Annotated in this window: 23 protein-coding genes and 1 pseudogene; 18 read left to right on the top strand and 6 right to left on the bottom strand. The window is 64.5% G+C overall.

The genetic code is table 11. The features are described 5' to 3' along the window. The first annotated feature begins 143 nt into the window (after window positions 1-143). Entirely contained in the window at window positions 144-797 is a 654-nt protein-coding gene (locus K5554_RS06080; protein ID WP_255565589.1) for a class II aldolase/adducin family protein, read from the top strand. Window positions 798-898: 101 nt separating this feature from the next. Here K5554_RS06080 and K5554_RS06085 read toward each other — a convergent pair whose 3' ends face one another. Beyond that, a complete protein-coding gene (locus K5554_RS06085; protein WP_221040249.1) occupies window positions 899-1,687 on the bottom strand; it encodes a serine hydrolase in 789 nt (262 codons plus the stop codon). Between the two features lie 15 nt (window positions 1,688-1,702). Continuing rightward, window positions 1,703-2,998, bottom strand: coding sequence for a hypothetical protein (locus tag K5554_RS06090; protein WP_221040250.1), 1,296 nt, complete (start codon window positions 2,996-2,998; stop codon window positions 1,703-1,705). A gap of 374 nt (window positions 2,999-3,372) precedes the next feature. Between K5554_RS06090 and K5554_RS06095 the strand changes: the two genes are divergently transcribed. The 4 genes from K5554_RS06095 to rimI all read left to right on the top strand — a co-directional run bounded on the left by K5554_RS06095 (window position 3,373) and on the right by rimI (window position 6,091). After that, window positions 3,373-4,395, top strand: a complete 1,023-nt coding sequence (locus tag K5554_RS06095) for a hypothetical protein (protein WP_221040251.1) — start codon at window positions 3,373-3,375, stop codon at window positions 4,393-4,395. 83 nt (window positions 4,396-4,478) lie between these two features. Next, a complete protein-coding gene (gene tsaE / locus K5554_RS06100) occupies window positions 4,479-4,985 on the top strand; it encodes a tRNA (adenosine(37)-N6)-threonylcarbamoyltransferase complex ATPase subunit type 1 TsaE (protein WP_221040252.1) in 507 nt (168 codons plus the stop codon). Next, complete coding sequence (gene tsaB / locus K5554_RS06105; protein WP_221040253.1) at window positions 4,933-5,649, top strand: tRNA (adenosine(37)-N6)-threonylcarbamoyltransferase complex dimerization subunit type 1 TsaB; 717 nt, start codon at window positions 4,933-4,935, stop codon at window positions 5,647-5,649. Before tsaE ends, tsaB begins: the two co-directional genes overlap by 53 nt. Continuing rightward, window positions 5,633-6,091 (top strand): ribosomal protein S18-alanine N-acetyltransferase, encoded by a 459-nt coding sequence (rimI, locus tag K5554_RS06110; protein ID WP_255565537.1) that lies wholly within the window; start codon window positions 5,633-5,635, stop codon window positions 6,089-6,091. The genes tsaB and rimI overlap by 17 nt, the downstream gene beginning before the upstream one ends. A gap of 89 nt (window positions 6,092-6,180) precedes the next feature. On the opposite strand, the gene K5554_RS06115 is transcribed toward rimI, so the two are convergent. Beyond that, window positions 6,181-7,371: a M20 family metallopeptidase gene (locus K5554_RS06115; protein WP_221040255.1), complete on the bottom strand. Its 1,191-nt coding sequence runs from the start codon at window positions 7,369-7,371 to the stop codon at window positions 6,181-6,183. 61 nt (window positions 7,372-7,432) lie between these two features. After that, a pseudogene (locus K5554_RS06125) lies at window positions 7,433-9,042 on the bottom strand (AbgT family transporter). A 406-nt stretch (window positions 9,043-9,448) separates the two neighbouring features. Here K5554_RS06125 and dcuS point away from each other — a divergent pair. From dcuS to K5554_RS06150, 5 genes are all read left to right on the top strand, one after another. Beyond that, a complete protein-coding gene (dcuS, locus tag K5554_RS06130; RefSeq protein WP_221040257.1) occupies window positions 9,449-11,062 on the top strand; it encodes a DcuS/MalK family sensor histidine kinase in 1,614 nt (537 codons plus the stop codon). Beyond that, window positions 11,059-11,739, top strand: a complete 681-nt coding sequence (locus tag K5554_RS06135; protein WP_221040258.1) for a response regulator — start codon at window positions 11,059-11,061, stop codon at window positions 11,737-11,739. The genes dcuS and K5554_RS06135 overlap by 4 nt, the downstream gene beginning before the upstream one ends. Window positions 11,740-11,787: 48 nt before the next feature. After that, window positions 11,788-12,858 carry a tRNA (adenosine(37)-N6)-threonylcarbamoyltransferase complex transferase subunit TsaD gene (gene tsaD / locus K5554_RS06140; RefSeq protein ID WP_221040259.1) on the top strand — a complete coding sequence of 357 codons (1,071 nt, stop codon included), beginning with the start codon at window positions 11,788-11,790 and terminating at the stop codon, window positions 12,856-12,858. Between the two features lie 223 nt (window positions 12,859-13,081). Beyond that, window positions 13,082-13,855: a prolipoprotein diacylglyceryl transferase gene (lgt, locus tag K5554_RS06145; RefSeq protein WP_221040260.1), complete on the top strand. Its 774-nt coding sequence runs from the start codon at window positions 13,082-13,084 to the stop codon at window positions 13,853-13,855. Beyond that, complete coding sequence (locus K5554_RS06150; protein WP_221040262.1) at window positions 13,855-15,183, top strand: DUF512 domain-containing protein; 1,329 nt, start codon at window positions 13,855-13,857, stop codon at window positions 15,181-15,183. Before lgt ends, K5554_RS06150 begins: the two co-directional genes overlap by 1 nt. A gap of 41 nt (window positions 15,184-15,224) precedes the next feature. Here K5554_RS06150 and K5554_RS06155 read toward each other — a convergent pair whose 3' ends face one another. Further along, window positions 15,225-15,818 carry a YigZ family protein gene (locus K5554_RS06155; RefSeq protein WP_221040263.1) on the bottom strand — a complete coding sequence of 198 codons (594 nt, stop codon included), beginning with the start codon at window positions 15,816-15,818 and terminating at the stop codon, window positions 15,225-15,227. Window positions 15,819-16,061: 243 nt separating this feature from the next. Between K5554_RS06155 and K5554_RS06160 the strand changes: the two genes are divergently transcribed. From K5554_RS06160 to murA, 7 genes are all read left to right on the top strand, one after another. Continuing rightward, window positions 16,062-17,234: an ABC transporter ATP-binding protein gene (locus K5554_RS06160; protein ID WP_221040264.1), complete on the top strand. Its 1,173-nt coding sequence runs from the start codon at window positions 16,062-16,064 to the stop codon at window positions 17,232-17,234. After that, the gene (locus tag K5554_RS06165; RefSeq protein ID WP_305038870.1) at window positions 17,231-17,899 is read left to right on the top strand and encodes an ABC transporter permease; all 669 of its coding nucleotides are present in this window, start codon (window positions 17,231-17,233) and stop codon (window positions 17,897-17,899) included. Before K5554_RS06160 ends, K5554_RS06165 begins: the two co-directional genes overlap by 4 nt. Window positions 17,900-17,988: 89 nt before the next feature. Beyond that, complete coding sequence (locus tag K5554_RS06170; protein WP_221040265.1) at window positions 17,989-18,942, top strand: glycine betaine ABC transporter substrate-binding protein; 954 nt, start codon at window positions 17,989-17,991, stop codon at window positions 18,940-18,942. A 240-nt stretch (window positions 18,943-19,182) separates the two neighbouring features. Beyond that, window positions 19,183-20,424, top strand: coding sequence for a TIGR00300 family protein (locus K5554_RS06175; RefSeq protein WP_221040266.1), 1,242 nt, complete (start codon window positions 19,183-19,185; stop codon window positions 20,422-20,424). Between the two features lie 2 nt (window positions 20,425-20,426). Further along, window positions 20,427-21,059, top strand: coding sequence for a TrkA C-terminal domain-containing protein (locus tag K5554_RS06180; protein ID WP_221040268.1), 633 nt, complete (start codon window positions 20,427-20,429; stop codon window positions 21,057-21,059). Between the two features lie 32 nt (window positions 21,060-21,091). Beyond that, the gene (locus K5554_RS06185; RefSeq protein WP_221040532.1) at window positions 21,092-21,355 is read left to right on the top strand and encodes an IreB family regulatory phosphoprotein; all 264 of its coding nucleotides are present in this window, start codon (window positions 21,092-21,094) and stop codon (window positions 21,353-21,355) included. After that, window positions 21,336-22,592, top strand: coding sequence for a UDP-N-acetylglucosamine 1-carboxyvinyltransferase (gene murA / locus K5554_RS06190; RefSeq protein WP_221040269.1), 1,257 nt, complete (start codon window positions 21,336-21,338; stop codon window positions 22,590-22,592). Before K5554_RS06185 ends, murA begins: the two co-directional genes overlap by 20 nt. A gap of 11 nt (window positions 22,593-22,603) precedes the next feature. Here murA and K5554_RS06195 read toward each other — a convergent pair whose 3' ends face one another. Further along, complete coding sequence (locus tag K5554_RS06195) at window positions 22,604-22,849, bottom strand: hypothetical protein (RefSeq protein ID WP_221040270.1); 246 nt, start codon at window positions 22,847-22,849, stop codon at window positions 22,604-22,606. 106 nt (window positions 22,850-22,955) lie between these two features. On the opposite strand from K5554_RS06195, the gene K5554_RS06200 reads away from it, so the two are divergent. Continuing rightward, window positions 22,956-23,696, top strand: coding sequence for an MBL fold metallo-hydrolase (locus K5554_RS06200; protein ID WP_221040272.1), 741 nt, complete (start codon window positions 22,956-22,958; stop codon window positions 23,694-23,696). Window positions 23,697-23,732: the final 36 nt, after the last annotated feature.

Raw genomic sequence — 23,732 nt, forward strand, 5'->3', positions numbered from 1 at the left:
GCCATCCTGCACGGGCATAAAAGGCTGTTTCACGTGCGCATCACCGTGCGCTGCCGCGGCTCGGTCAGGCTGTCGTAGAACCGATATACCAGGGAGCCGAAGTGGCCCACTATACCTAAGGAGGGTGCAGCAGGGTGCAGCAGATGTCGTTGCGGGTGAGCAAGGCTTTCAAAAGGCTCGTTGTAGAAGGCGGGCGAGAGATGATGAAAATGGGATTCACTGTGGGGACTTGGGGCAATATCAGCGTGAGAGACCCGGAGACTGGATATATATACATCAAGCCGAGCGGCATTGATTATAACAGGATAACTGAGGACGACGTGGTGGTCCTGGACAGCCGGGCTGAAGTCATCGAGGGGACCAGGAAGCCTTCTATAGAGAAGTACATGCATGTCGGCATCATGAATGCTCGGAAAGACGTCAATGCGGTCATTCACACTCATCCAGTCTACTCTTCAGTACTGGGTGTGAATCGAATGGAATTGCCAGGCATCAGCGAGGACTTCGTTCAGATCGTTGGTGAGAAGATGACGCTTTCCGATTATGCTCTTCCCGGGACGCGGGAGCTGGCTGATAACGTCGTGAAAGCTCTGGGCCCAAGAAACGCCGTGATGATTCCGAATCATGGAACAGTAGCCGTAGGTCCAGACCTTGGGACTGCCCTGAAGGTATGTCAGGTGGTGGAGAAAACCGCCCAGATATACATCCTAGCCCGGTCCATCGGGACTCCTCATTGTATATCTTCGGAGGACATCCGCGCCATGCAGGAGTTTGTACGAACTTCCTATGGGCAGTAACAGGACGGTGCCGGGCACCTGGGAAGAAGTCCCAGGTGCCCGGCACCTTTAAACGCAGGTTGCGGCTGGGAAGTTGGGAAGGAGGCGGCGGATCTTAAGCATCACACGCCCGCGGGGGTGGACAAGGCGCGGTAGACGACCTCAGAGATGCGGGCGATGGTCTCGACGCCGGCGGCGTTGGTGCTGAGCTGGTCAGTGAGTACCACCAGGATGTACGAGCGCTCCGGCAGGAAGAAGATGCCGGCGTCGTGCTCGAGGCGGTCCAGGTCCCCGGTCTTGTGGGCGATCACCACATCCTCGGGAAGATAGGCCGGGAGCTTGTTCCGGAGCTGCTGGCGCTTCATGATGTCGATGATGGTGGCGGAGGCGGCTGCGCTGACCACTTTTCCTTTCACCAGGAGCTTGAGGAGGCGGCCCAGGTCGCCGGCGGAGGTAAGGTTGTTGCGCCCGGCGCGCGCCGCCTCAAAGTCCATCATCTTGCGTTGGAGTACGGTGTTTTTGAGACCCAGCTCCGCGGCCAGCGTATTCACCGCCGCCATGCCGGCCAGGTCGATAAGCTGGTTCGTGGCGGCGTTGTCGCTCTGGATGATCATGAGGGTGGCCAGGTCGCGGATGGTAGGGCGAAGGTTCGGGTTGAGTTCGCTCAGCACGCCGCACCCGCCGACACGGTTGGCGGGGTCGATGGACACTTCGTCGTCCAGGCCGAACTTACCGGCCTCCGCCGCCTTGAGCACCGCCGCCAAGAGGGGGATCTTGATGGTGCTGGCGGAGGGAAAGACCCGCTCGGGGTTTATCGTAAACAATTCTCCCTGGCTGAGGTCCTCCAGGTAGACGGCGCTCCTCCCTTCCAACTGCCCCAGCAGGGCGAAGATTTCTTTTTCCGGAAACATGCTACCACCTCGCAATCAGAAGAGTGAGTAGACGAGCACGTAAAGGACCGTCCCCGCCACCAGACTTAATCCCAATTTGATCATCGACTTTAAGTCCTTGGAGCGGGCCAGGCCCATCTGGCCCAGCATGTCGGCACCGGGGTAGGCGAAGGAGGTCATCTGGGAACCGATGAGCAGGATGGCCGCCCATAACCCCATGGGGATACTCAGTTCACTGAGGAAAGCGCTGAACATCTTGTTGAGCAGTACGGCCTGGGCGACGGCCGCCCCGGAGATGCCGAACACGCCCACCAGGGTGGTGAAGAGGGCGAACACCGTCTTGCCGCTGGACTCGATGATGGGCTTTAACAGCTCGACCAGGGCCGCGAAGGCTCCCGATTTCTCGACAAAGGCCAGGAAGGGTTCGAAGAGCACGAACATGATAAAGAGCCAGACCAGGCGGCCGCAGCCTTCCATCATGGCATCGAAGATTTCGCCCATCTTCAGGCCACCGGCTAGGCCGGTGGTGATGGCCGCAGTGAACATAACCACGACGGCGTAAGAGGCGCCACCCTTGACGATCATACCGTAAACGAGAAGGGCTGCCAGGGTGAGGAGAAAAGTTGCCGTAGCCCGTTTTACCTCGGGGGTGGCTACGTAAGTGTCACTGACTCTCACCACATCCGCCCCATAGGTGTAAACGTCGCGCGTAGCGCGCTGGATGCGGAGGGCCATAAAATAGGTGATCACCCAGCAGATGACGGAAACGGGGAGACCGGCCGTCAAGAGCACCTGCGGGTAGCTGAGCCCGGTTAGTTCCATGAGCGTCACCATCGGCGGGGTGAACGGTCCCAAGAAAAGCCCGGACTGGCCTGCCCCCTGGAAGATGGCCGCCAGTGTGCTGGGGGTGATGCCGATGGCGGCCACCAGCGGGATGACGATGGGCGCCAGGATGGCGTTGGCCCCGGCCAGGGTGCCCAGGAGTGAGACCAGGATGACCGAGGTGGCCATGGCGGCGACAACGGCCTTGGCTTCGGTATTGACGCCGATGCGGTGCATTACCACATTCACGATGTTTTCGGCGACCCCGGTGCGCCTCAGCACTGCCCCCAGGCCGGAGCCGAGCATGATGATCAAACCGATAAGTGAGAGAAAGGAGCCGAGGGCCTCGGCAATGACGCCGCCTAAACCGAGCAGGGGCTGGTTGGTCATGATGGCTCCGAGGAGCACGCAGACGAAGACGTTTACCACCGGGTGCACTTCTTTGAAGGCCAGGATGATGTAAATGATGAGTGGCAAGAGGCCGAGGATGGGCGGAAGTCCTAGGATCATGCCGGTTACCTCCTTTTGTGGGGTTTGGTGATCGGGTTGAGCCGCTGCGTTACACCATGGATCACCCCCTTAACAAGAAAATCCAACCCGAAGGGCCGGCGGCAGCACCGTGCCCTTTCAGGCTGGATTTCGCCTGCGCAAGCCCCCCGACCAGGAGGGGGAAAGGTTCAGGCAAAGCAGCCTTTTATCTCACCCTCGTCTCGTCCCGACTGCCATATTCGCCGCCCTGCTTTTATATTCCTGCTACTCGCCGCATTTTTCTGTGTAGGTTAAGTTACGGGGCGGGTGGGAAACACGTCGAAACAAGGCAGGAGGAACTGGCTTCCATAATGTGGAAGCCATGAATGGAAAAACTTGTATAAGGGGTGTTGCAGGTGCTGAGGCGGCAGAGGAGCGCCTGGTTGTACCTTGCGGTGGCGGCTGGGCTGTTCTTAACGGCGGCTCAGTCAGGCCGACCGGTTTTGGGTGCCGCCGGTACGGCCGGCAGGGCCCAGGGCGCCCCGGAAACGGGTAGAGGGAATCTTCAGGAAGGAAGAGGCCTTCCCGACGCCACCGGCGTGCTGCTGGCTGCAACGGGAGAAACCGCCGGCCTTTGTCCCGCCAAGGCCCTGGTTCTGGCGCTGGGCGGGCAGGTGTGCGCGAGTGCGGAGGGGGAGCTTGTGGCCCGTTTGCCGGGAGGGGAATTAAGGCTGGCGGCGGGAGAGCAGCGCGCGCTGTACGGCGGGGACCAGTATGTTCTGGCTTCGAGCCCGGTGGCGGGCGAGGACGGCTTGTACCTGGCGGCACCGGAGCTGGCCAGGCTCCTCAACCTCGAGGTTAGACAGCAGGTAGAGGAAGCGCTCTTTTTTGCTCCCGGAGGGAAGGAGGAGGCGAGGCTGCTTGAGGCCCGGACGTACGCCGACGGACCGGCCTGGTACCTCGTCGGGCGCGTGCGGAACGCTGGGAAACGGGCTCAGGAACTGGTACGGGTCTCGTGGGAGGTCGGAAACAGCGCCGGGGAGGTGGTTTCGTCAACGGCCGGGTACATCAACCACCTCAATCAGGGCGAGGCCAAGGCTTTCAAGCTGCCGGCGCCGCTCAGGGGCGATGCAGCCTGGTATCGCATCGACACGGCCGCCGGCTTTCCGGGGGGACCGCGCGAACTGCAACTGACAGCTACGGCAGAACGGTATGACGACCGCCCGGCCAGCTACCTGAGTCTTCTTGGCCGGGTACAGAGCACAGGGCGTGCGGGTTACGACTTCCTTAAGGTGGTGGTGGAATTCTATGACGCGCGCGGCCGGCTGGTGGACGTGGACAGCGCCTTCATAAACTGCCTGGACCCCGGGACGAGTGCGTCCTTCACGGTTTACACGCCGCGCCTGGAGGCGACCAGCTGGCGGATAAAGTTCGATTAAGGAGATTTGCTTGACCCGGCCCGGGGCCCAGCCTATAATTGAAGCGAGGAACGGCGTGAACAAGCACGGGAGGAGAGTGTGAGGTGCAGGTAACCACACACAGCGTTGCGGAGACGGACGCAATGGGCACCCTCCTGGGCGAGAAACTGGAGCGGGGCATGGTGGTGGCACTTACCGGTGAACTGGGCGCCGGCAAGACCGCCTTCGCCCGGGGGGTGGCCCGCGGGCTTGGGGCGAACGGCCCGGTGACCAGCCCTACCTTTACCTTGATTCAGGAGTACGCCGGCCGGTTGCCGTTGTATCATTTTGATGTTTACCGTCTAACAGACCCGGCCGAGCTGGAAGAACTCGGCTACGAGGAGTATTTAGAAGGTGACGGCGTGTGCCTCGTTGAATGGGGCGACACGGTGCGGGACTGGTTGCCGGCGTCCTACTTGGAGGTACACCTCAGCGGGTACGACACCACCCGGACCCTCACCTTTATTCCCCACGGCAGCCGTTACGAAAAGTTGGTTGAGGAGCTGAAGGTACTTGTGGATGCTGGCTTTAGAGACGGCCACCCCGGCCGCCAGCGTGGCCCTGCTGAATGATGACCAGGTGGTGGTGGAACACCACGAACGCTCCCGGCGGCGTCATGCCGAGAGCGTTGTTCCCACAATTGAGGCGCTGCTCAAGGAGCAGGGCCTGAAGCCGGCGGATCTGGGCGCCGTGGCCTGCGGCCGGGGACCAGGCTCTTTCACCGGGCTCAGAATCGGCCTCAGTACGGCTAAAGGGCTGGCCCAGGCTCTAGGGCTCCCCCTTATCACCGTGAGCACGCTCGATATCCTGGCGGCCGCTGTTTTTTTCCCGGACGGTTTGGTGGCCCCGCTGCTCGATGCCAAGCAGGGACACATTTATGTGGCCTTTTATGAGGGAATTGAGAACATGGGATCCTGCGTCCGCCCTGCGGGCGGCTACCTGGCCCTGCGCCCGGCGGAGGTGGCCGCCGAGGCAGCGCGGCTGGCGGCGGGGAGGGAAGTGACGGTGTGCGGCGATGGCGCGCCCTTGGTGCGGGAGGCGCTGGCGGCGGCCGGGGTGACCGTGCGGGAGCTGCCGCCTGCCTTTAACTACCCGCGGGCGGGGGTACTGGGCAGGCTTGCTTTGGCCCGGCTGGGGCGCGGCGTGAGCGGCGATCCGGCGGCAGCCGAGCCGCTCTACGTGCGGCGGGCTGCGGCTGAACTGGCCCGGGAGGCCGAGCATGGAACCTGCTCGTGAGGTGCGGATAGAACCCATGACGGTGGACGATATCCCCGGCGTGCTGGAGGTGGAGGTGGAGTCCTTTACCACGCCGTGGAAGCGGGACGCCTTTTTCTTTGAGCTCCTGCACAACAAAGTAGCCCACTACCTGGTGGCCAAGGCCGGCGACCGGGTGGTGGGCTACGGCGGGATGTGGATCCTGGTGGACGAGGCGCACGTGACGAATATCGCCGTTCACCCGGACTGGCGCCGGCGCGGCGTAGGCGAGACGCTGCTTAAGCGCCTCCTGGCCGAGGCCAAGGAGCACGGTGCGGACCGCATGACCCTGGAGGTGCGCAAATCCAACTGGAGCGCGCGCCGGCTTTACGAAAAGCTCGGCTTCGTCGTCCTCGGCTGCCGCCGCAACTACTACAGCGAGACTCACGAAGATGCGTTGATAATGTGGAAGTACGACCTGTAAACGTGCAAAAAGGGAGCCCCCTGCCTTGAGCCGGGCAGGGAAAGGCTCCCTTGTTTGTTGCGGGCGTGCTCAGGGCTGCGCGGGCGCCGCTAGTCGGCGGCAAGGAACCTTGCCGCCACCCCGGCCAGGATGGTGACGCCGGTTTCCAGCGCCGCTTCGTCGAAGGTGTACTTGGGGTGGTGGGCCAGGGGTAGGATGCCCCGGCTTTCGTTTTTCGCGCCCAGCCAGAAGAAGGCGCCGGGCACCTGCTCCAGGTAGTAGGCAAAGTCTTCGGAACCCATCACCGGGCGCGACAGGCGCTCGACGTTTTCGGCTCCTAAAAGGTCGCGGCCGACTTCCTCCACCAGGGCCACCAGGGTGTCGCTATTGATCACCGGCGGCAGACCCCACTCGTAGCGGCAGGTGCAGGCGGCGCCGGCGCTCTGGGCGATGCCCCGGGCCGTGCGCTCGATGAGTGCGGGCAGTTTCTTTCTGACTTCCGGGGTTAGGGTGCGCACAGTGGCGGCGAATTCCACCTCGCCGGGGATGATATTGGGCGCGGTGCCCCCGTGAACGGTGCCCACGCTGATGACCGCCTGGTCGAGCGGGTCCACCTGGCGGCTGACGATGGTCTGTAGACCCAGGATCACCTGGGCCGCGGTTACCACCGGGTCGATCGCCAGGTGGGGCGTGGAGCCGTGGCCGGCCTGCCCGGTGATAGTGAGGTAGGCGTAGTCGGCGGCCGCCATCATGGGACCGTAGGTTACCCCGATGTGGCCCGCCGCTACGCTGGGCCAGAGGTGCAGGCCGAAGACGGCGTCGACACCCTCAAGGGCGCCGGCCTCGCGCAAGGCTAGGGCACCGCTGGGAAGCTTCTCTTCCGACGGCTGGAAGATGAACTTCACGTTGCCGCCAAGGCTTTTCCGCAGCCCCGCCAGGACCTTGGCCGCGCCCAGCAACATGGCGGTATGGCCGTCGTGGCCGCAGGCGTGCATCACGCCGGGGTTTTCTGAGGCGAAAGGCAGCCCCGTGTCCTCGCTGAGCGGGAGGGCATCCATGTCCGCCCGGAGGGCCACGGTCTTGCCGGGCCTCCCACCTTCGAGGACGGCCAGAACACCGGTCCCGGCGACGCCCGTCTCGACCTTAAGGCCCAGGCGGGCCAAGTAATCCGCCGCCACCTGGGCGGTGCGCTTTTCGGCGAAGGCCAATTCCGGGTGGCGGTGAAAATCCCGCCGCAGAGCCACCACCTCGGGGAAAAGAGCGTGCGCCCGCTCCCGAATGGCGTTTAAGAGATCGTTCACCTTAAGGACTTCCTTTCCGGACTAAGAGTGGGTAACGCAGAAAGGCCGGGCCGTCTGTGCCTTAGAGGTTGATGAAGGCACCGGGACCGAGCGGCAGGCCGAGGAAGAACCAGGCCACAAAGAGCAGGATCCAGAAGATGGCAAAGAAGATGGTGTAAGGCAGGAGTAAGGAGATCAGGGTGCCCATGCCGAGGTCTTCGTCGTACTGCTGAGCGAACCCGAGGAGAATGGGGAAGTACGGGAGCAGCGGCGTAATGGGGTTGGTGATGGAGTCGCCGATACGGTACGCCAGCTGGGTGAAGGCCGGGTGGTAACCCAGCAGCATGAACATGGGGACGAAGATGGGTGAGAGGATGGCCCACTTGGCGGAGGCGTGGCGATGAGGATGTTGATGAGGCAGCTCACGACGATAAAGCCGATCAAGAGCCCCAGCCCGGTGAGGCCGATGTTTTGTAGAAACTCCGCGCCCTTGATGGCGATGATGGGCCCCAGGTTGCTCCACTGGAAGAAGGCGAGGAACTGCGCGGCGACGAAGGCCAGCGCCATGAAGGGCCCCATCTCAGCCAGCGCTTTGCTGATCATGGCGCTGGTGTCTCTTCCGGACTTGATGGTGCCCGCGGCGTAACCATACGCCAGACCTGGAATGAGGAAGAGAAACATGGTGATGGGGATGATGCTGTCCATGAAGGGGGAAATCACCAGGGAGTGGGTCTTGGGGTCGCGCAGGAGGCCGTTCGTGGGAACCGTTAGGAGAAGGAGAAGGGCCACGTAGAGGACCGTCGCCAGTGCGGCGGCCTTGAGGCCGCGCGCTTCGCCGGCCTTGAGCGGCTCAGCGGTAACTGACTCGCCCTGCCAGGGGCCGAGGCGCGGTTCGACGATGTGGTTGTTGACCCAGGTGGCGAGCGGGGTGAAAACCAAGGTGGCCGCAATGAGGAAGAACCAGTTGTTGGCCGGGTTGGTGATAAAGTTGGGGTCGATGAGCTGGGCGGCTTTCTGGGTGAAGCCGGCGGCCAGAGCATCGGTCATGGTGATGAGAACATTGGCAGAAAAGCCGCCGGCGCACGCCGCGTAGGCCAGGGCCATGCCGGCCAGGGGGTGGCGGTGCAGACTGAGAAAGACCATGGCCGCGATGGGTGGAAGGACGATGAAGGCGGAATCACCGGCAGCATTGCCGAGAATGCCGAAAAAGATGATGGTAGGAACAATGAGGGCTTCCGGTGCTTTAATCACGGCCGTGCGCATGAGGGCGGAGATAAGGCCGGACTTGTCCGCCACGCCGACGCCGACCATGGTGACCAGGACGAGGCCCAAGGGCGGGAAAGAGGTGAAGTTTTTCACCAGACCGGTGAGGATTTTTACCAGGCCCGGGCCGCTGAGGAGGTTCACCGCCTTGATGACCTCCTTGGTACCCGGGTTGACCGCCTCCAGGCCGGCGCCGGCCGCGACGTAGGAACCGATGAGTGCCAGGACGCAAAAAACGGTGAAGAGGGTCAGGGGATCCGGCAGCTTGTTGCCGAGGTACTCAACCACGTCGAGAAAGGCATTAAACAAGCCGCTGGGTTTCGCCGCCTTGACAGGCGGTGCCACGGTGCGCACAGCTAACAGCTCCCTTCGTATGCATGTCTGCCGGCGCTGCGGGGCGCCGACGTACCGTAGCAACACAACGAACATATTAAATTCAACCTTCACCTGGCGATTTCCTGCTGAGGCACCAACAGCGTAAGGTATGCTGACAAATAAAAGCGTACCGCGGCAGGGAGCCGCCTGCCGACACGGCTACGGTCCGGCGCTTGGGCGGCGCCGCTTCCGTGAGGGAGCGGAACGCATAGGCCAGGGGTATCGCGAGCGGTTGCCCCGCCTCCCCTTAGACCGCCGGGGCGACGGATGCTGCGGCCTTGTTTGCGGCGTCTTCCGGCACGCCGGTTGGCGATGGCCGCCGGCGCGAAGGACGCCGCAGAAAAGAGTTCCCCCAGGGCAAGCGTGGTATCCGGGTACGCCCCCGTGCCGAACGGATTCGCGGTCTTGCCGTCCGCCCCGGAAAAATAGGCCCCCCAGGTGGGCGCAAGAAAATGGTATAATGGCCTCAGGTGATAACATGCGGGGTAAAGCCTTAAGCCTAAGGACACTGATCATCATTCTGGTGACGGCGGTGGTGGTATCTTCCCTCGCCTTGGTGGCCTTTCTTACTGCGCAGGTCATGGAGCGCAACATGAAGGACCAGATCGGCCAGAATGCCTTGAGCGTGGCCCGCCTGGTGGCCTCCCTCCCCGAGATCCGCGCGGCCTGCCAGGCGCCGGACCCGGCGGCGGCCTTGGGCCCCCTGGTGGACAAAGTGCGGGAGCGCAGCGGGGCGGGCTTCGTGGTGGTCATGAATATGAACGGTATTCGCTACACGCACCCCAACCCGGATCTGGTGGGCCGGCGTTTTACCGGCGGGGACGAAGGCCCCGCCCTTAGAGGCGCCGAGTACTACTCGGCGGCGGTGGGGGTGTCCGGGCCGTCCATCCGCGGGTTTGCGCCGGTGTACGACGCCGGCGGCCGGCAGATTGCCGTTGTGGCCGTAGGCATCTTCCAGAGCGGCCTCTACCGGGCGCTGCGGGAGCTGCGCTGGGCCGTCCTCAGCACGGCGGTCTGGGGGCTGGTGGTGGGCCTTATCGGCGCCGTGCTCCTGGCGGCGCGGATCAAGCGGGCCATCTTCAACCTGGAACCGCTGGAGATCGCCACGTTGCAGCAGGAACAGCAGGCCATGCTTTACTCCCTGCGCGAGGGCATCATCGCCATCGGCAGCGACCAGCGCATTGCCCTCATCAATGAAGAAGCGCGGCGCATCATGGGCCTGGGACCGGAGTGCGTGGGCCGGCCCATCGAAGAACAAGTCCCATCGACGCGGCTACCCGAGGTGCTGGCCAGCGGACGGCCGGAGTACGACCAGGAGCAGCTCATCAACGGCCGGGCCATTCTCACCAACCGGGTACCCGTGGTGGTAAACGGGCGGGTGGTGGGGGCACTGGCGACCTTCCGGGACCGTACCGAGATCCAGGGGCTCATGGAAGAACTGACCGGCGTCAAGCAGCTGGTGACGGCGCTCCGGGCCCAATCCCACGAGTTTATGAACAAGCTGCACACCATACTGGGCCTCATTCAGCTGGGAGAATACGAGGAAGCAGCGCGTTTCATCAACCAGACCAGTCACCAGCAGCAGCGGCTGGTAAGCCTGGTGGTGCGGCGGATCAAGAACCCGGCCGTGGCCGGGCTGCTTCTGGGCAAAATCGCCGAGGCGCGCGAGCGTCAGGTGAAGCTTGTCATCCGCCCGGACAGCCACCTGGAGGAGCTGCCGCCCCTGTTTGACACCTATCAGATGGTGGCGGTGCTGGGCAACCTGGTGCAGAACGCCATCGAGGCGGTGGAGCAGCTGCCGCCGGCGCGGCGCGAGGTGGCAGTGTCGGTCTATAGCCGGCCGCACCGCCTGGAGCTTTTTGTGCATGACCGCGGCCCTGGCATCCCGCCGGAGCTCCGCGCCCACATCTTCACGCCCAACTTCTCTACCAAGGAAGGGGCGCGCGGTTTGGGCCTGCACCTGGTGAAGGAGCACGTGAACGCCGCCGGCGGGCGCATCCAGCTGCGCACCTCGCGGCGCGGCACTTCCTTCCGGATCACCATCCCGGGCGGGGAAGGGGGGCAGGCAGCATGAACGAGCTTGTCCGGGTACTCATTGTGGAAGACGATCCCATGGTGGCGGGAATAAACCGGAAATACACGGAGAAGGCGGGCCGTTTTCAGGTGATCGGCCTGGCCGCGAGCGGCGAAGAGGCGGTGGCGGCGGTGCGGGAGAAACGCCCCGACCTGGTGCTGCTGGACGTCTACCTCCCGCGCGGCAACGGCCTGGAGGTGCTCAAGGGCATTCGGGCGGCGAACATCGCTGCCGATGTCATCCTCATTACGGCGGCCCAGGATGTGGCCACGGTGGAGGAGGCGCTGCGCTACGGCGCGGTGGACTACATCATCAAGCCGTTCGATTTTGAACGGCTGGCCCGGACGCTCAGCGCGTACTGCGAGCGCCGGCGGCGCCTGGCGGAGCACCAGAAGCTGGCCCAGGAAGAGATCGACCGCTTGGTGCAGGGCGCAGCCGTAACGGCGGCTCCTACGGGGCTGCCCAAGGGGATCGACCCGTACACCTTGGAACAGGTGCGCGATTACCTGGCCCAAAACGCGCGCGGCTACTCGGCGCAGGAGACGGCGGCCGGCCTCGGACTGTCGCGGATCACGGCGCGCCGCTACCTGGAGTTCCTGGCGGCCGCCGGGGAAGTGGAGGTGGAGCTGGAGTACGCCGCCGTAGGGCGGCCGGTAAAACGATATCGCAAGGCTTAACTTTTGCCCGCCCACTGGGTGGGCCATACTAGGCATGAGGTGAAGGGATTGGACGGCGGAGAGATCATTCTTGGCATCGAGACTTCGTGCGATGAAACCTCGGCGGCGGTGGTCCAGGGCGGGCGGCGCCTCCTGGCCAACGTCATCTCCTCGCAGGTAAACCTGCATGCCCTTTACGGCGGCGTAGTGCCGGAGCTGGCGTCGCGGCGGCATGTGGAGCTTATTGTCCCGGCTGTGGCAGAGGCGCTGAAAGAAGCCGGCTTAAGCTTCGCCGACCTGGATGCAGTGGCGGTGACCTGCGGCCCCGGGCTGGTGGGGGCGCTCCTGGTGGGCCTCTCCTACGCCAAGGCGGTGGCGCTGGCGCGCGGCGTGCCTCTGGTGGGGGTGCACCACACCGCAGCTCATATTTACGCCAACCTGCTGGTGCACCCGGAGCTGGAGCCGCCTTTTCTCAGCCTGGTGGTCTCAGGCGGGCACACGTCCCTGGTGTATGTGCGCGCCCCAGGGGCCTACGACCTTTTAGGTCAGACGGTGGACGACGCCGCCGGTGAGGCCCTGGACAAGATTGCGCGCGCCCTGGGACTGGGCTATCCCGGTGGCCCGGCCATCGAGCGGCTGGCGCGGGAGGGCGACCCCGAGGCTTTGCCGCTGCCGCGGGCGGTGGTGCGGGAGCACCCGCTCGACTTCAGCTTCAGCGGGCTCAAGACGGCAGTGCTGAACTACCTTAACCACCTGAAGCAGCGGGGGGAGGAGCCGAACAAGGCCGATGTGGCGGCCAGCCTGCAGCGGGCGGTGATGGAAGTGCTGGTGGAGCGGGCGCTTACGGCGGCCGAGCTCACGGGCGCCCGTCGGCTTGTGCTGGCCGGCGGCGTGGCGGCCAACGGTGAGCTGCGCACCCGGCTGGCGGAGCAGGCGGCCCGGGCGAATCTCCAGGTGCTGGCGCCGCCGCCGGCGCTCTGTACGGACAACGCGGCCATGGTGGCCTGCGCCGGGTACTTCTACCTTCAGCATGGTCTTACGGCGCCCCTGTCCCTGAATGCTTTCGCCAACCTGCCGCTGGGGGCGGAGCAGGGCTGGGGAAAACGTGGGGAAAAAGAGAGCGCCCGCGGCAAAAAATAAGGCCGCTGCCCGGCCGGTTTTCCCCGCCTAGGCGGCAGGTCTTCCTGTGGATTCTGGGGAAAGGTGGGCAAAACCCGCCCAGCCCCAGGGGTTTTCTGTGGATAACCCTGTGGATTTTGTGGATTGTGGGAATGATTGTTCGCTGAGTAGCCTCTTTTTACGGTATATGTGGGGCGAATAGTAAATAGAACCTGAAAACGGGAAAAAGGTGAGGTGAAGTGCGATGCGGCCGGTGCTCCTTTCTTTTGGCTCCCTACACATCTACAGCTGGGGTTTTCTCCTGGCGCTGGCCACGCTGTTGGGCGCCTTGGGGGCGGTCGAGCTGGCGCGGCGCTCGGGCTGGGAACACCCGGACGCCGTCCTTGACGTGGCGCTGGGGGCGGTGCTGGCGGGAGTGGTGGGGAGCCGCCTCAACTACCTGCTCTTGTACCGGGCGGCCGAGTTCTGGCGGCGGCCCTGGATCTTCTTTCAGTTTTCCGCCGGCGGCCTGGTATTTCACGGCGGCTTGGCCCTGGGCATACTCGCAGGCGGGTATCTCGCCCGGCGGCGGGGCCTGGGCTTTTGGACCACGGGCGATGTGCTGGCGCCTTTTCTCGCGGCCGGGTACGGCCTGGTGCGCGTGGGCTGCTTTCTTAATGGCTGCTGCTACGGGCGTGTAACCCACGTCCCCTGGGCGGTGGTCATTCCCGCCCTGGCCGACGGCCTGCCCCGCCACCCGTCGCAGCTTTATGCCGCCGCCCTGGGGCTTTTCCTCGGCGTGCTCCTCCTTCTTTTCTACCGGCGGCGGCCCTTCAGCGGGGCGGTTTTCCTGGCCTATATGGGCGGTGGCGCCCTGGAACGCATCATTGAGGACTTCTTCCGGGATACGCTGATGTATAGCGCCAACTTTACCCTGGCGCAGGTGGTGAGTGCGGGCGTTTTCCTGGTGGCCGTCGCGCTTTACATCTGGCGCAGCCGCCGGGCGGCGCGGGAGAAAAGCCTGGGGGCGACCCAGTAGTGGCGCGCCGGCCGGCACCGGAGTGGGAGCTGGCGGCGGCTGCGGCCCGGGGCATTCTACCTGTAACCTCGGCCTGCAACGTGCGCTGCCTTTTCTGCAGTCACCGCCAGAACCCGCCCGGCCTGGAGACCTACTTTCTGCCGCACCAGTCGCTGGCTGCCATTAAAGAGCGCGCGGCCCTGCTCGACCCCGAAAAGCCGATCGTGGTCGGTGAATCGGTGACCCGCATCCTGGAGGGAGAACCATTCCTCAACCCTGACCTGCTTGCCATCCTGACCTGGCTGCGGCACCGCTTTCCAGAGACGCCGCTGGCGCTCACCACCAACGGCACGCACCTCACGGCCGCAGCGGTGGCGCGCCTGGCGGAGCTTAAGCCGCTGGCAGTCACCCTCTCGCTCAACAGCGCCAGCGAGCGCGGCCGGCGCCTGCTTATGGCCGACCCGGACCCCGCCGTGGCCCTGGAAGCACCCGCGCGGCTGGCGGCGGCCGGCCTGCCTTTTACCGGGAGCGTGGTGGCCATGCCGCACGTGGTGGGCTGGCGGGATGTGGAAGAAACGGTGCGCTTTCTCGCCCGGGCTGGGGCGGAGACGGTGCGCGTGTTCCTGCCGGGCTACACCCGCCTGGCGCCGCCGGAGCTCAGGCTGCCGGCGGGCATGTGGAACCAGCTGCGCAGGCGGGCGGCAGCCTGGCAGGAGGGACTAGGGACGCCGGTTCTTGTCGAGCCGCCGGGTTTAACCGACCTTAAGGCCAGCATTCACGGCGTGCTGCCTGCTACGCCGGCGGCTGCCGCCGGGCTGAAGGCGGGGGAGACCATCGTTCGCCTCGCCGGGAAGGCGGTGTTTTCGCGCGTGGCCGCCTTCCAGTGCCTGAAGGCGGGCGGGGCAGTGGAGGTGGAGGTGCTCTCAGAAGGCGGGACCCGCGCCGTGCGGCTGGAAAAGGAGCCCGGAGCGCGCTCCGGGCTCGTCTTCGATTACGACCTGGCTCCCGAGGCGTGGCAGGAGTTTTGCCGCCTTATCCGGCGGGAGCGGGCGCAGCGGGTGGTGGTGGCGACTTCCGAGCTCGCGGCACCGCTGGTGGCGGCGGCCGCCGGACGCGAGAACCTTCCCTGTGAGCTCAAGCTGTTGCCGGTGCCCAGCCGCTTCTTTGGCGGCAGCATCGCCTGTGCCGGGCTCCTCACGGTGGCCGATTTCCGGGCGGCCATCGGCGAGCTGGCGGCGGATCTTATTGTCCTGCCCGGCATCGCCTTCGACCAAAAAGGCCGGGACCTGGTAGGGGAGCTCTACCTGGAAGCGGCGCCGGGACGGAAGGTGGCTCTGCTGGAGACCTGATCCGGCGGCCGGTGAGTCAGTGCACGTGGTAGGTAAGGCGATTACACCCCGCCCTTAATTTCAGCGTATTTCCCCACCTGCGCGCAGAAGGTTTCCACCTGTGACCGGGGTAAGGCTACGGTGAGCTGCGCCTCTTCCCCGTAAGCGGAAGCGACGACCGTCCCGCCCAGGCGCCCCAGCCAGTACAGACAGCGGTCCAGGTGCGGGTAGGCCACCCGCAGGCTGAGGCGGCGGGTGATCACCTTGTCGACCTGACCGGCGGCGTCGAGCGCGGCGCCGGCTGTACCGCCGTAGGCGTCGATGAGGCCGCGCACTCCCAGCTTCTTGCCGCCGAAGTAGCGCGTCACCACCACCGCCGTCTGGGTGAGGTCCCGGCTGAGGAGGGCACGGAGGATGGGCTCGCCGGCGGTGCCGCTCGGTTCGCCGGCGTCGCTGGCGAAGCGAATGTCACGCTCCGGGTCCACGCGGTAGGCCCAGGCGTTGTGCGTGGCCTGGCGGTGTTCCTGGCTCACCTGAGCGATAAAGGTTTTGGCTTCGGCTTCACTTTCCACCGGGCGCGCCCGCCCGATAAAGCGGGAGCGCTCGATTTTTATTTCCACCTGCGCCTCGTGGGCGCTGGTGCGGTAAGTGTCCATACGTTCAACCTCCCAGCAGCTAGGAAACGCCTGCTTTTATTCTATATCAGGATCTGAGTGCGGCAAAAGCCCTCTGCCGGGACAAGTCTCCTATTGACTTCCAGGAAACTTGGACTGTATAATTAAGTTGTCGGCAACCGTGACAAGGAAGACAAGTTATGGGAGGAGCGGCAGGTGGGCAGGGCGCTGCACGGGTATTCCGGCAGGGAAGGAATACGGACTGTAAGGTGAGGGGGGAAGCCAGTGGTTACCTTTGAGCATGTGACCAAAACTTACAAGGGCGGCACCCAGGCGGTGCGCGATCTCAACTTGACCATCGAAAAGGGCCGGTTTGTCGTCTTAATCGGCCCGAGCGGCTGCGGCAAAACCACGACCCTTAAGATGGTCAACCGGCTTATCGAACCCACGTCGGGCGAGATCTACCTGGAGGGGCGGAAAACAAGCACCCTCAATCTGGTGCAGATGCGGCGCAACATCGGCTACGTTATCCAGCACATCGGGCTCTTGCCTCACCTGACGGTGGCTGCCAACATCGCCTTGGTGCCGGAGCTAAAGGGCTGGCCGCGCAAAAAGCGCGAGGAACGGGTGGACGAATTGCTTGCCATGGTCGGCATGGACCCGGCCGTGTACCGTAACCGTTTTCCGGCCCAGCTTTCCGGCGGGCAGCAGCAGCGCATAGGGGTGCTCCGGGCGCTGGCGGCGGACCCGGAGCTTATTCTTATGGATGAACCCTTCGGCGCGCTGGATCCTTTGACGCGCGAGCAGCTGCAGCTTGAGTTCAAGCGCCTCAAAGAGCGGCTCAAGAAAACCATTATCTTTGTAACCCACGACATGAACGAGGCCCTGCTCCTGGCCGACCGCATCATCCTCATGAAAGACGGCGTGGTGGTCCAGGACGATACGCCGGAGGGGTTGCTGCGCCACCCGGCCAACGACTTTGTGGCCAGTTTTGTCGGTCGCGCGGCTCAGCCGCAGGCAGCTGCAGACCTCCTGGTGCGGGATGTGATGAACCCTGCACCGGTCACCATTGAGGCCGAGCGTGGCCTGGGCGAAGCCCTGAAGCGCATGCAGAAGTACAAGGTGGACAGCCTGCTGGTGCTGAGTGACGGGCGGCTCATGGGCCTGGTGCAGGCGCGCGACCTTTACCCGTACCTCCTGAAAGACGAGACGGTGCCGGTGGCACAGGTGGCGGTGCAGGCGGCGGTTACCGTATCTCCCGACCTGCCCCTCAGTCAGGCGGCGGAGAAACTGACAGCCGGCGGGGCGTACCTGGTGCCGGTGGTGGGCGACGATGGGCGCCTCCTGGGCGTGCTCACGCGGGCCAGCCTGGTGGGCGTGCTGCTCGACGCTTGGAACGGCGGCAGCGGTTCAACAGAAGAGAAGAAGGCAGCGGCCGGAGGAGGTGGGGCGAAGTGACGTGGATCAAAATGTGGCAGTACCTGGTGGATAATCTGCCTGAAGTGCTCCTCGCCATCCAGGAGCATGTTTTGCTGCTGGTCGTTTTTCCGGTGGCGGTGGCGGTGCTGATTGCAGTGCCGCTGGGCATTGCAGCCACCCGCTGGGCCTGGCTGGAGAGAATAGTCCTCTCGGTGGTAAACGTCATCCAGACCATCCCCAGCCTGGCTATGATGGCCCTCTTTATCCCGCTGGGCCTGGGCATCGGCAACAAGCCGGCCATTGTGGCCCTGCTCCTTTACTCGCTCCTGCCCATTCTGCGCAACACCTACACGGGGATCAAGGGCGTGGATGCGGACCTTAAGGAGGCCGCCACCGGCATGGGCATGACGGAGTTACAGCGGCTCATCCGGGTAGAGCTGCCGCTTTCGGTGCCGGTGATCATGGCCGGGGTGCGCACGGCGGCGGTGATCGCCATCGGGACGGCGACGCTGGCGGCCATGGTGGGGGGCGGCGGGTTGGGGCGGTATATCTACCGGGGCCTGCAGCTGATGCGCGACTACCTTATCCTGGTGGGAGCGGTGCCGGCGGCGGCGCTGGCGCTGGTGGCCGACTTTATCCTGGGCCGCCTGGAACACTGGGTGACCCCGGAAGGCCTGCGGCTCTCCCGGAAAAAGTACGAGTAGACCGCGGCGCCGCGCTCGCACGAACGGAGGACGGAAGGGGTAAATGGTACACCTTCTTGATCACGGCCACGGGAAGGAGGAGAAACTGCATGCGGAAAAAGAGGTTTCCAGCGGTACTGGCGCTCGTTGTTGTCCTCACCCTGCTTGCCACCGGTTGCGCGGGCGGCGGGCAGGCGCCAGAGGCACCGGGCGGGCGGGCGGCCAACAAGCCGGGTGATGGCTCGACCTTGCGCATCGGCTCGCAGGGCTACGCCGAAGTGGAGATCCAGGGTGAGATCGCCAAGGCGCTCATCGAGGCTAAAACCAACCACAAGGTGGAGCACGTCAAGAACCTGGGCAGCGCCATGGCCCTGCATGAGGCGATGGTCAACGGCGATCTGGACATGGCGATTTCGTTCACCGGGACCTTGTTCCTGGGGCTGCTCCGGCAGAAGCTGACACCCGAGTGGCGTAATCCCGATAAGGTCTGGCAGTACGTGCACGATGAGATGCTGAAGAAGTACGGCGTCTACACCTTCCCTGCCTATGGCTACAACAACGTCTACGCCATTGCCGTACCCAAGGCAACGGCGGAAAAGCTGAACCTGAAGAAGGTGAGCGACCTTAAGCCTTACGCCCAGGACATGGTGCTGGCCACCGATACCACGTGGCAGGATTACCCCGGCCAAGGGTATAAGGAGTTTCAGGAGCTGTACGGCTTCAAATTCAAGGACGCGCTGCCCATGGATTTCGGGCTCATGTACCGCGCCGTGAGGAGTGGGGAAGTCGATGCCGTCTGTACCTATTCCACGGACGGCCGCAACATCTCGCACAACCTGGTGATCCTGGAGGACGATAAGGGGTTTAACCCGCCCTATTACGGCATCCTGGTGGCGCGCAATGACATGCTGGAGAAGTACCCGGAGGTCAAGGAGGCGCTGAAGCCCCTGGGCGGACTGATGGATACGGAAACGATGACCAAGCTCAACGCCAGGGTGGATGTGGACGAAGAGGAGCCGGCCAAGGTGGCGCGCGACTTCCTTAAGGAGAAGGGGTTGCTGTAGAGGCTCGGTTCAGCGAACCCCGACCGGCCCCTGGAGGTCGGGCGCCGAAAAGGAGCACCGCCGGTGTTGGGTACTGCTTCACAGCGGGGGGCTGGGATAGAAAGCGCGGTGGCGGGGGACCGGTGCGCAGGCACCGGTCCCCCGCTCTGTTAGGACGGGGCGGTCAAGGGCTGCTCGTTGACGGCATTTGGACAATGTGGTAGCATGAGTGAAGGTAAAAGATAAGGGAGACAGGTTAAGGTGCAACGGCGGATAATAGAGCTTAAAGGACATATCCTGGATTCCCATATTCTGCCACGCGTCCTCGATGCCATCGTCGAGCAGGGCGGCGATTTCAGCATCGAGCACATCAGCATCGGCAAGACCAACACCGACCCCAGTTACGCGCGGCTGGCCGTCGCCGCGGCCGACGAGGGCGTTTGGGAGCAGGTTTGGGAAGCGATTCAGCCCCTGGGGGCGGTACTACTTACGGAAAAGGAGGCGGAACTTAAGCCGGCGCCGCAGGACGGTGTTTTCCCGGACAACTTTTACACCACCACCAACCTGGAGACGCGCGTGCGCCTGGCCGGCGGCTGGGTACCCGTCGAAGGGATGGAGATGGATTGCGGCATTCGCGTGGATCCGCCGGCGGGCCGGGCGGTTTGCGTACCCATCCACCAGGTGCGCCGCGGCGACCTGATCGTGGTGGGGAACGAGGGGGTGCAGGTGACGCCTCTGGAGCGGCCGCGGCAGCGCGAGGTCTTCAGCTTTATGGGTAGCGCCGTCTCCAGCGAACGGCCGAAGGGCCTGGTAATTGCCGGTATTGCCCGGGAAATGCGGGCCGTGCGCCGGCGCGGCGGTAAGATTCTGGTGGTACTGGGGCCGGCCGTCATCCACACGGGAGCGGGGCAGTACCTGGAGCGCTTGATCCGCGCCGGGTTTGTGCAAACCCTGTTTGCCGGTAACGCGGTGGCCACGCATGACATTGAAAGCGCCCTGTACGGTACCTCCCTCGGGGTTTCCCTGGCCAGCGGCGAAGCCGTTCCCGAGGGGCACTCGCACCACCTGCGGGCGATCAACGCCATTCGGGGTGCCGGCGGCATCCGGCCGGCGGTCGCGAGCGGCCTCCTAACAAAAGGCGTTATGTATACTGCTGTGCAGACGGGTGTAGATTATGTGCTGGCGGGCTCCATCCGCGACGACGGGCCGCTTCCTGATGTTATCAGCGACACGCTGGCGGCGCAGGAGGCCATGCGGGCGCTGCTGCCCGGCACGGAGCTGGCCTTAATGCTGGGGACGATGCTCCACTCCATCGCCGTCGGGAACCTGCTGCCAGCCCGGGTGCGCCTCGTCTGCGTGGACATCAATCCGGCGGTGGTGACGAAACTGGTGGACCGCGGGAGTTTCCAGGCGGTGGGCGTGGTGAGCGATGTGGAGTGGTTCTTAAGGCAACTGGCCTTTGAGCTGTTGGACAAAAAAGAACACCTGGCGAAGGGGGTTTGAAGTTGGCACCGCACAAGAGCCTGGGGGTCCTTTCCCGTTACGAGCAGATTGCCCTCGACATTGCGGCGCGCATCCTGCGCGACGAGTACAAGGTAGGCGATAAGATCTTCGGCCGCTCTACCCTGGCCGGCCGTTACAAGGTTTCACCGGAAACCATCCGCCGGGCGGTTTCGCTCCTGGAGGACGCCGGCGTGGTGGAGACGGCGGCGGGCATGGGTGTCATCATCAAGTCCAAGAAGGCGGCGGAATCATATTTTCACCAGTTCCGCGGCCAGCAGGCCCTGGCCGACCTGCAGGAGAAATTGAGCCAGCTTTTTGTGGAAAAGCAGCGCTTGGACGAGGAGATCGAGACCACCACCCGGCAGATGGTGAACTACCTGTGGGGGATGCTGAACAACCTGCAGTACCTGGAGAAGGTGGAAATCCCGGAGAACTCCTGGCTGGTGGGGCAGTCGCTCTCTTCCAGCCGGCTGCGCTCGGAGACAGGGGCCACGGTGGTGGCCATTGAGCGCGACGGCAAAGAGTACTATTCCCCCTCCTCCGAGATGGCCTTTCAAGCCGGCGACCTGCTGCACGTGGTAGGGACGGTGGAGGCTAAAGGGTTGCTGCGCCGGCTGGTGGAACGGGAGGGCTAGAAGTGGCAGCCAAGGATGACCGGCAGGATACGATGCTCTTCTCTCCCCCTGCCCCGGAGAGTCCGGCGCGCGCTGTTCTCCTGGCGGTGGGGGCGGCGCTGGAGGAGCGGGGTTACGACCCGGTGGACCAGCTGGTGGGCTATCTGCTCTCCGGTGACCCCACCTACATCACCAGCTACGGCAACGCGCGCAGCCTGATCCGCGGCCTGGGCCGGGAAGAACTGCTGGAGGAAATTGTGCGCGGCTATCTGGCGGCGGTGAAAGGGGGGCACGGCGGTGGAAAAGCTGGTGATTGAGGGCGGGCGCGCCCTAAACGGGTCCATCGTCGCGAGCGGGGCGAAGAACAGCGCCCTGCCGCTCCTCGTCGCAGCGGCCCTTGCCGAAGAGGAGTCCCTCCTGGAGAACGTCCCGCACGACACCGATGTGGACGTGATGTGCGCTATTCTTAAGGCCCTGGGAGCCAGCGTGCGCGCCGACGGCCCCGGGCGCCTGCGGGTGAGCGGTGCCGGCCTGACGCAGGCGCAGGCTCCGTACGAGCTGGTGCGCCGGATGCGGGCTTCTTTTTATGTTGCCGGCCTCCTCCTGGGGCGCCTGGGACGGGCGGTGGTCGCCCTGCCGGGCGGCTGCTCCATCGGCTCGCGGCCGGTGGATTACCACATCAAGGGCTTTGAGGCCCTGGGGGCGAAGGTCTCCCTGGAGCACGGCTTCATGAAAGCTGAAGCACCGCGCCTCACAGGCTCCAAGTACTATGTCAGCCGCGCCAGCGTAGGGGCCACCATCAACACCATGCTGGCCGCGGTCCTGGCCAAGGGAACCACTATCCTGGAGAATGCCGCCCGCGAGCCGGAAGTGGTGGACGTGGCTAACTTTCTCAACACCATGGGGGCGCGGATTAAGGGCGCAGGCATGGATGTCATCCGTATTGAAGGCGTCAAGAAGCTTCATGGGGCCGAGCATGAGATTATCCCCGACCGGATTGAGGCCGGTTCCTACCTTATCCTGGGCGCCATGACCGGGGGTGAGGTGACGGTGGTGAATGCCATGGGCGAACACCTCCGGGCGCTCCTATCCAGCCTGGAGGCCATCGGCGTGGCCGTTGAAGAGACCACCACGGCCGTTCGTGTAAAGAAAAAGGAGCCCCTGGCTCCTCTTAATGTAGTCACCCAGCCCTATCCGGGCTTTCCCACCGACCTACAGGCACCTTTGGCGGTGCTCCTCACCCAGGCCGATGGCGTGAGCACCCTGCGCGAGACCATCTTTGACGGCCGCTTCAAGTACGTGGACGAGCTCCGGCGCATGGGTGCGGACGTCAAGGTGGAACGGGACACGGCCATCATTACCGGGCCGGCCAAGCTAACCGGGGCCCCGGTGGAGGCCACGGACCTCCGGGGCGGCATGGCGCTGGTGATTGCCGCGCTGGCGGCCGAGGGGCGCAGCGAGGTCAGCGGCCTCGAGCACATCGACCGCGGTTATGAGCACCTCTCCGCCAAGCTGCAGGCCCTGGGGGCCAAGGTGGAGCGGATCAGGGTGTAAGGCCGGCACCGCTAACGCAGCGAAAGGCTGGCGGCGGTGACGCCGGGGAGCCGGCGCAGGTCGGCCGCCACGGCCTCGGCGCGCGCCTGATCGGCGGCCAGGGTGAGGGTGATGATCCCATTTTCCTTGTCGCCGTCGGGGAGTCCGGCCCGGCTTAAAATGGCGTCGCCGTGGCGCGTCAGCACTTCCTGCACCTGAGGACCGAGCTCTGCCCGGTGGGGGACGAGAATCCCCACTACGCTGATGTGTTGGTACATGCCATCACCTCCCGCAGCTCTGTTTTCCATTGTACACCGGGAAAGAGGCAGGACAGGTCGGAGCCCAAGCAGCGCGCGCCGCAAAAGGAGTAAAGGAGAGTCGGTTATGGAACTCACCGTTCTCGGCCGCTACGGGCCCTATCCGGCAGCGGGCGGGGCCTGTTCGGGTTATCTTGTCACGGCCGGCACCACGCGCCTGCTGGTGGACTGCGGGGCGGGGGTCCTGAGCCGGTTGGCCGCCCACCTGCCCCTGGAAGGCCTTACGGGGGTTATCCTCTCCCATCTCCACAGCGATCATACCAGCGATTACTTTGTCCTGCGCTACGCTCTGGAGGTGGCCCAGTTTCAGGGCCGGCGCCGGGAACCCCTGCCCGTGTGGGCGCCGCCCGAGCCGGCGGAGGAGTTCGGCCGCCTGGGTTACCGCAACGTTTTCACCGTGCGCCCGGTGCTGGAAGGGCAGGCCGTCCAGGTAGGGGAACTGACGGCGGTCCCCTTTGCCGGCAGGCACAGCGTCCCGGCTTTCGGGTGGCTTTTCACGGCGGGCGGGGCGAAGCTCGCCTACTCGGGCGACACAGAGCTGTACCCGGACTTCCCTGCCCGTGTGCAGGGGGCGGACCTTTTCCTCTGCGAGGCCACCTACACAGAGACGCAGCTGAGCCAGGGGGCGCGGAATCACCTGGCGGCGGGCCAGGCGGCCCGGGCGGCGCGGGCGGCCGGTGTGAAGCGTCTCTTGCTTACCCACCTTTCGCCGCCGCAGGATCACCGGGTGCTGCTTCAGGAAGCGCAGGCGGAGTTTCCCGCCGCTGAACTTGCAGCGGAAGGAAAAACGTACAGCGTTTCGGCATAGGTATTGAGGGGGCTGAAGAATTTACCTTTCCGTAAC

Source organism: Gelria sp. Kuro-4 (assembly GCF_019668485.1).
Classification (GTDB): domain Bacteria; phylum Bacillota; class DTU030; order DUMP01; family DUMP01; genus DUMP01.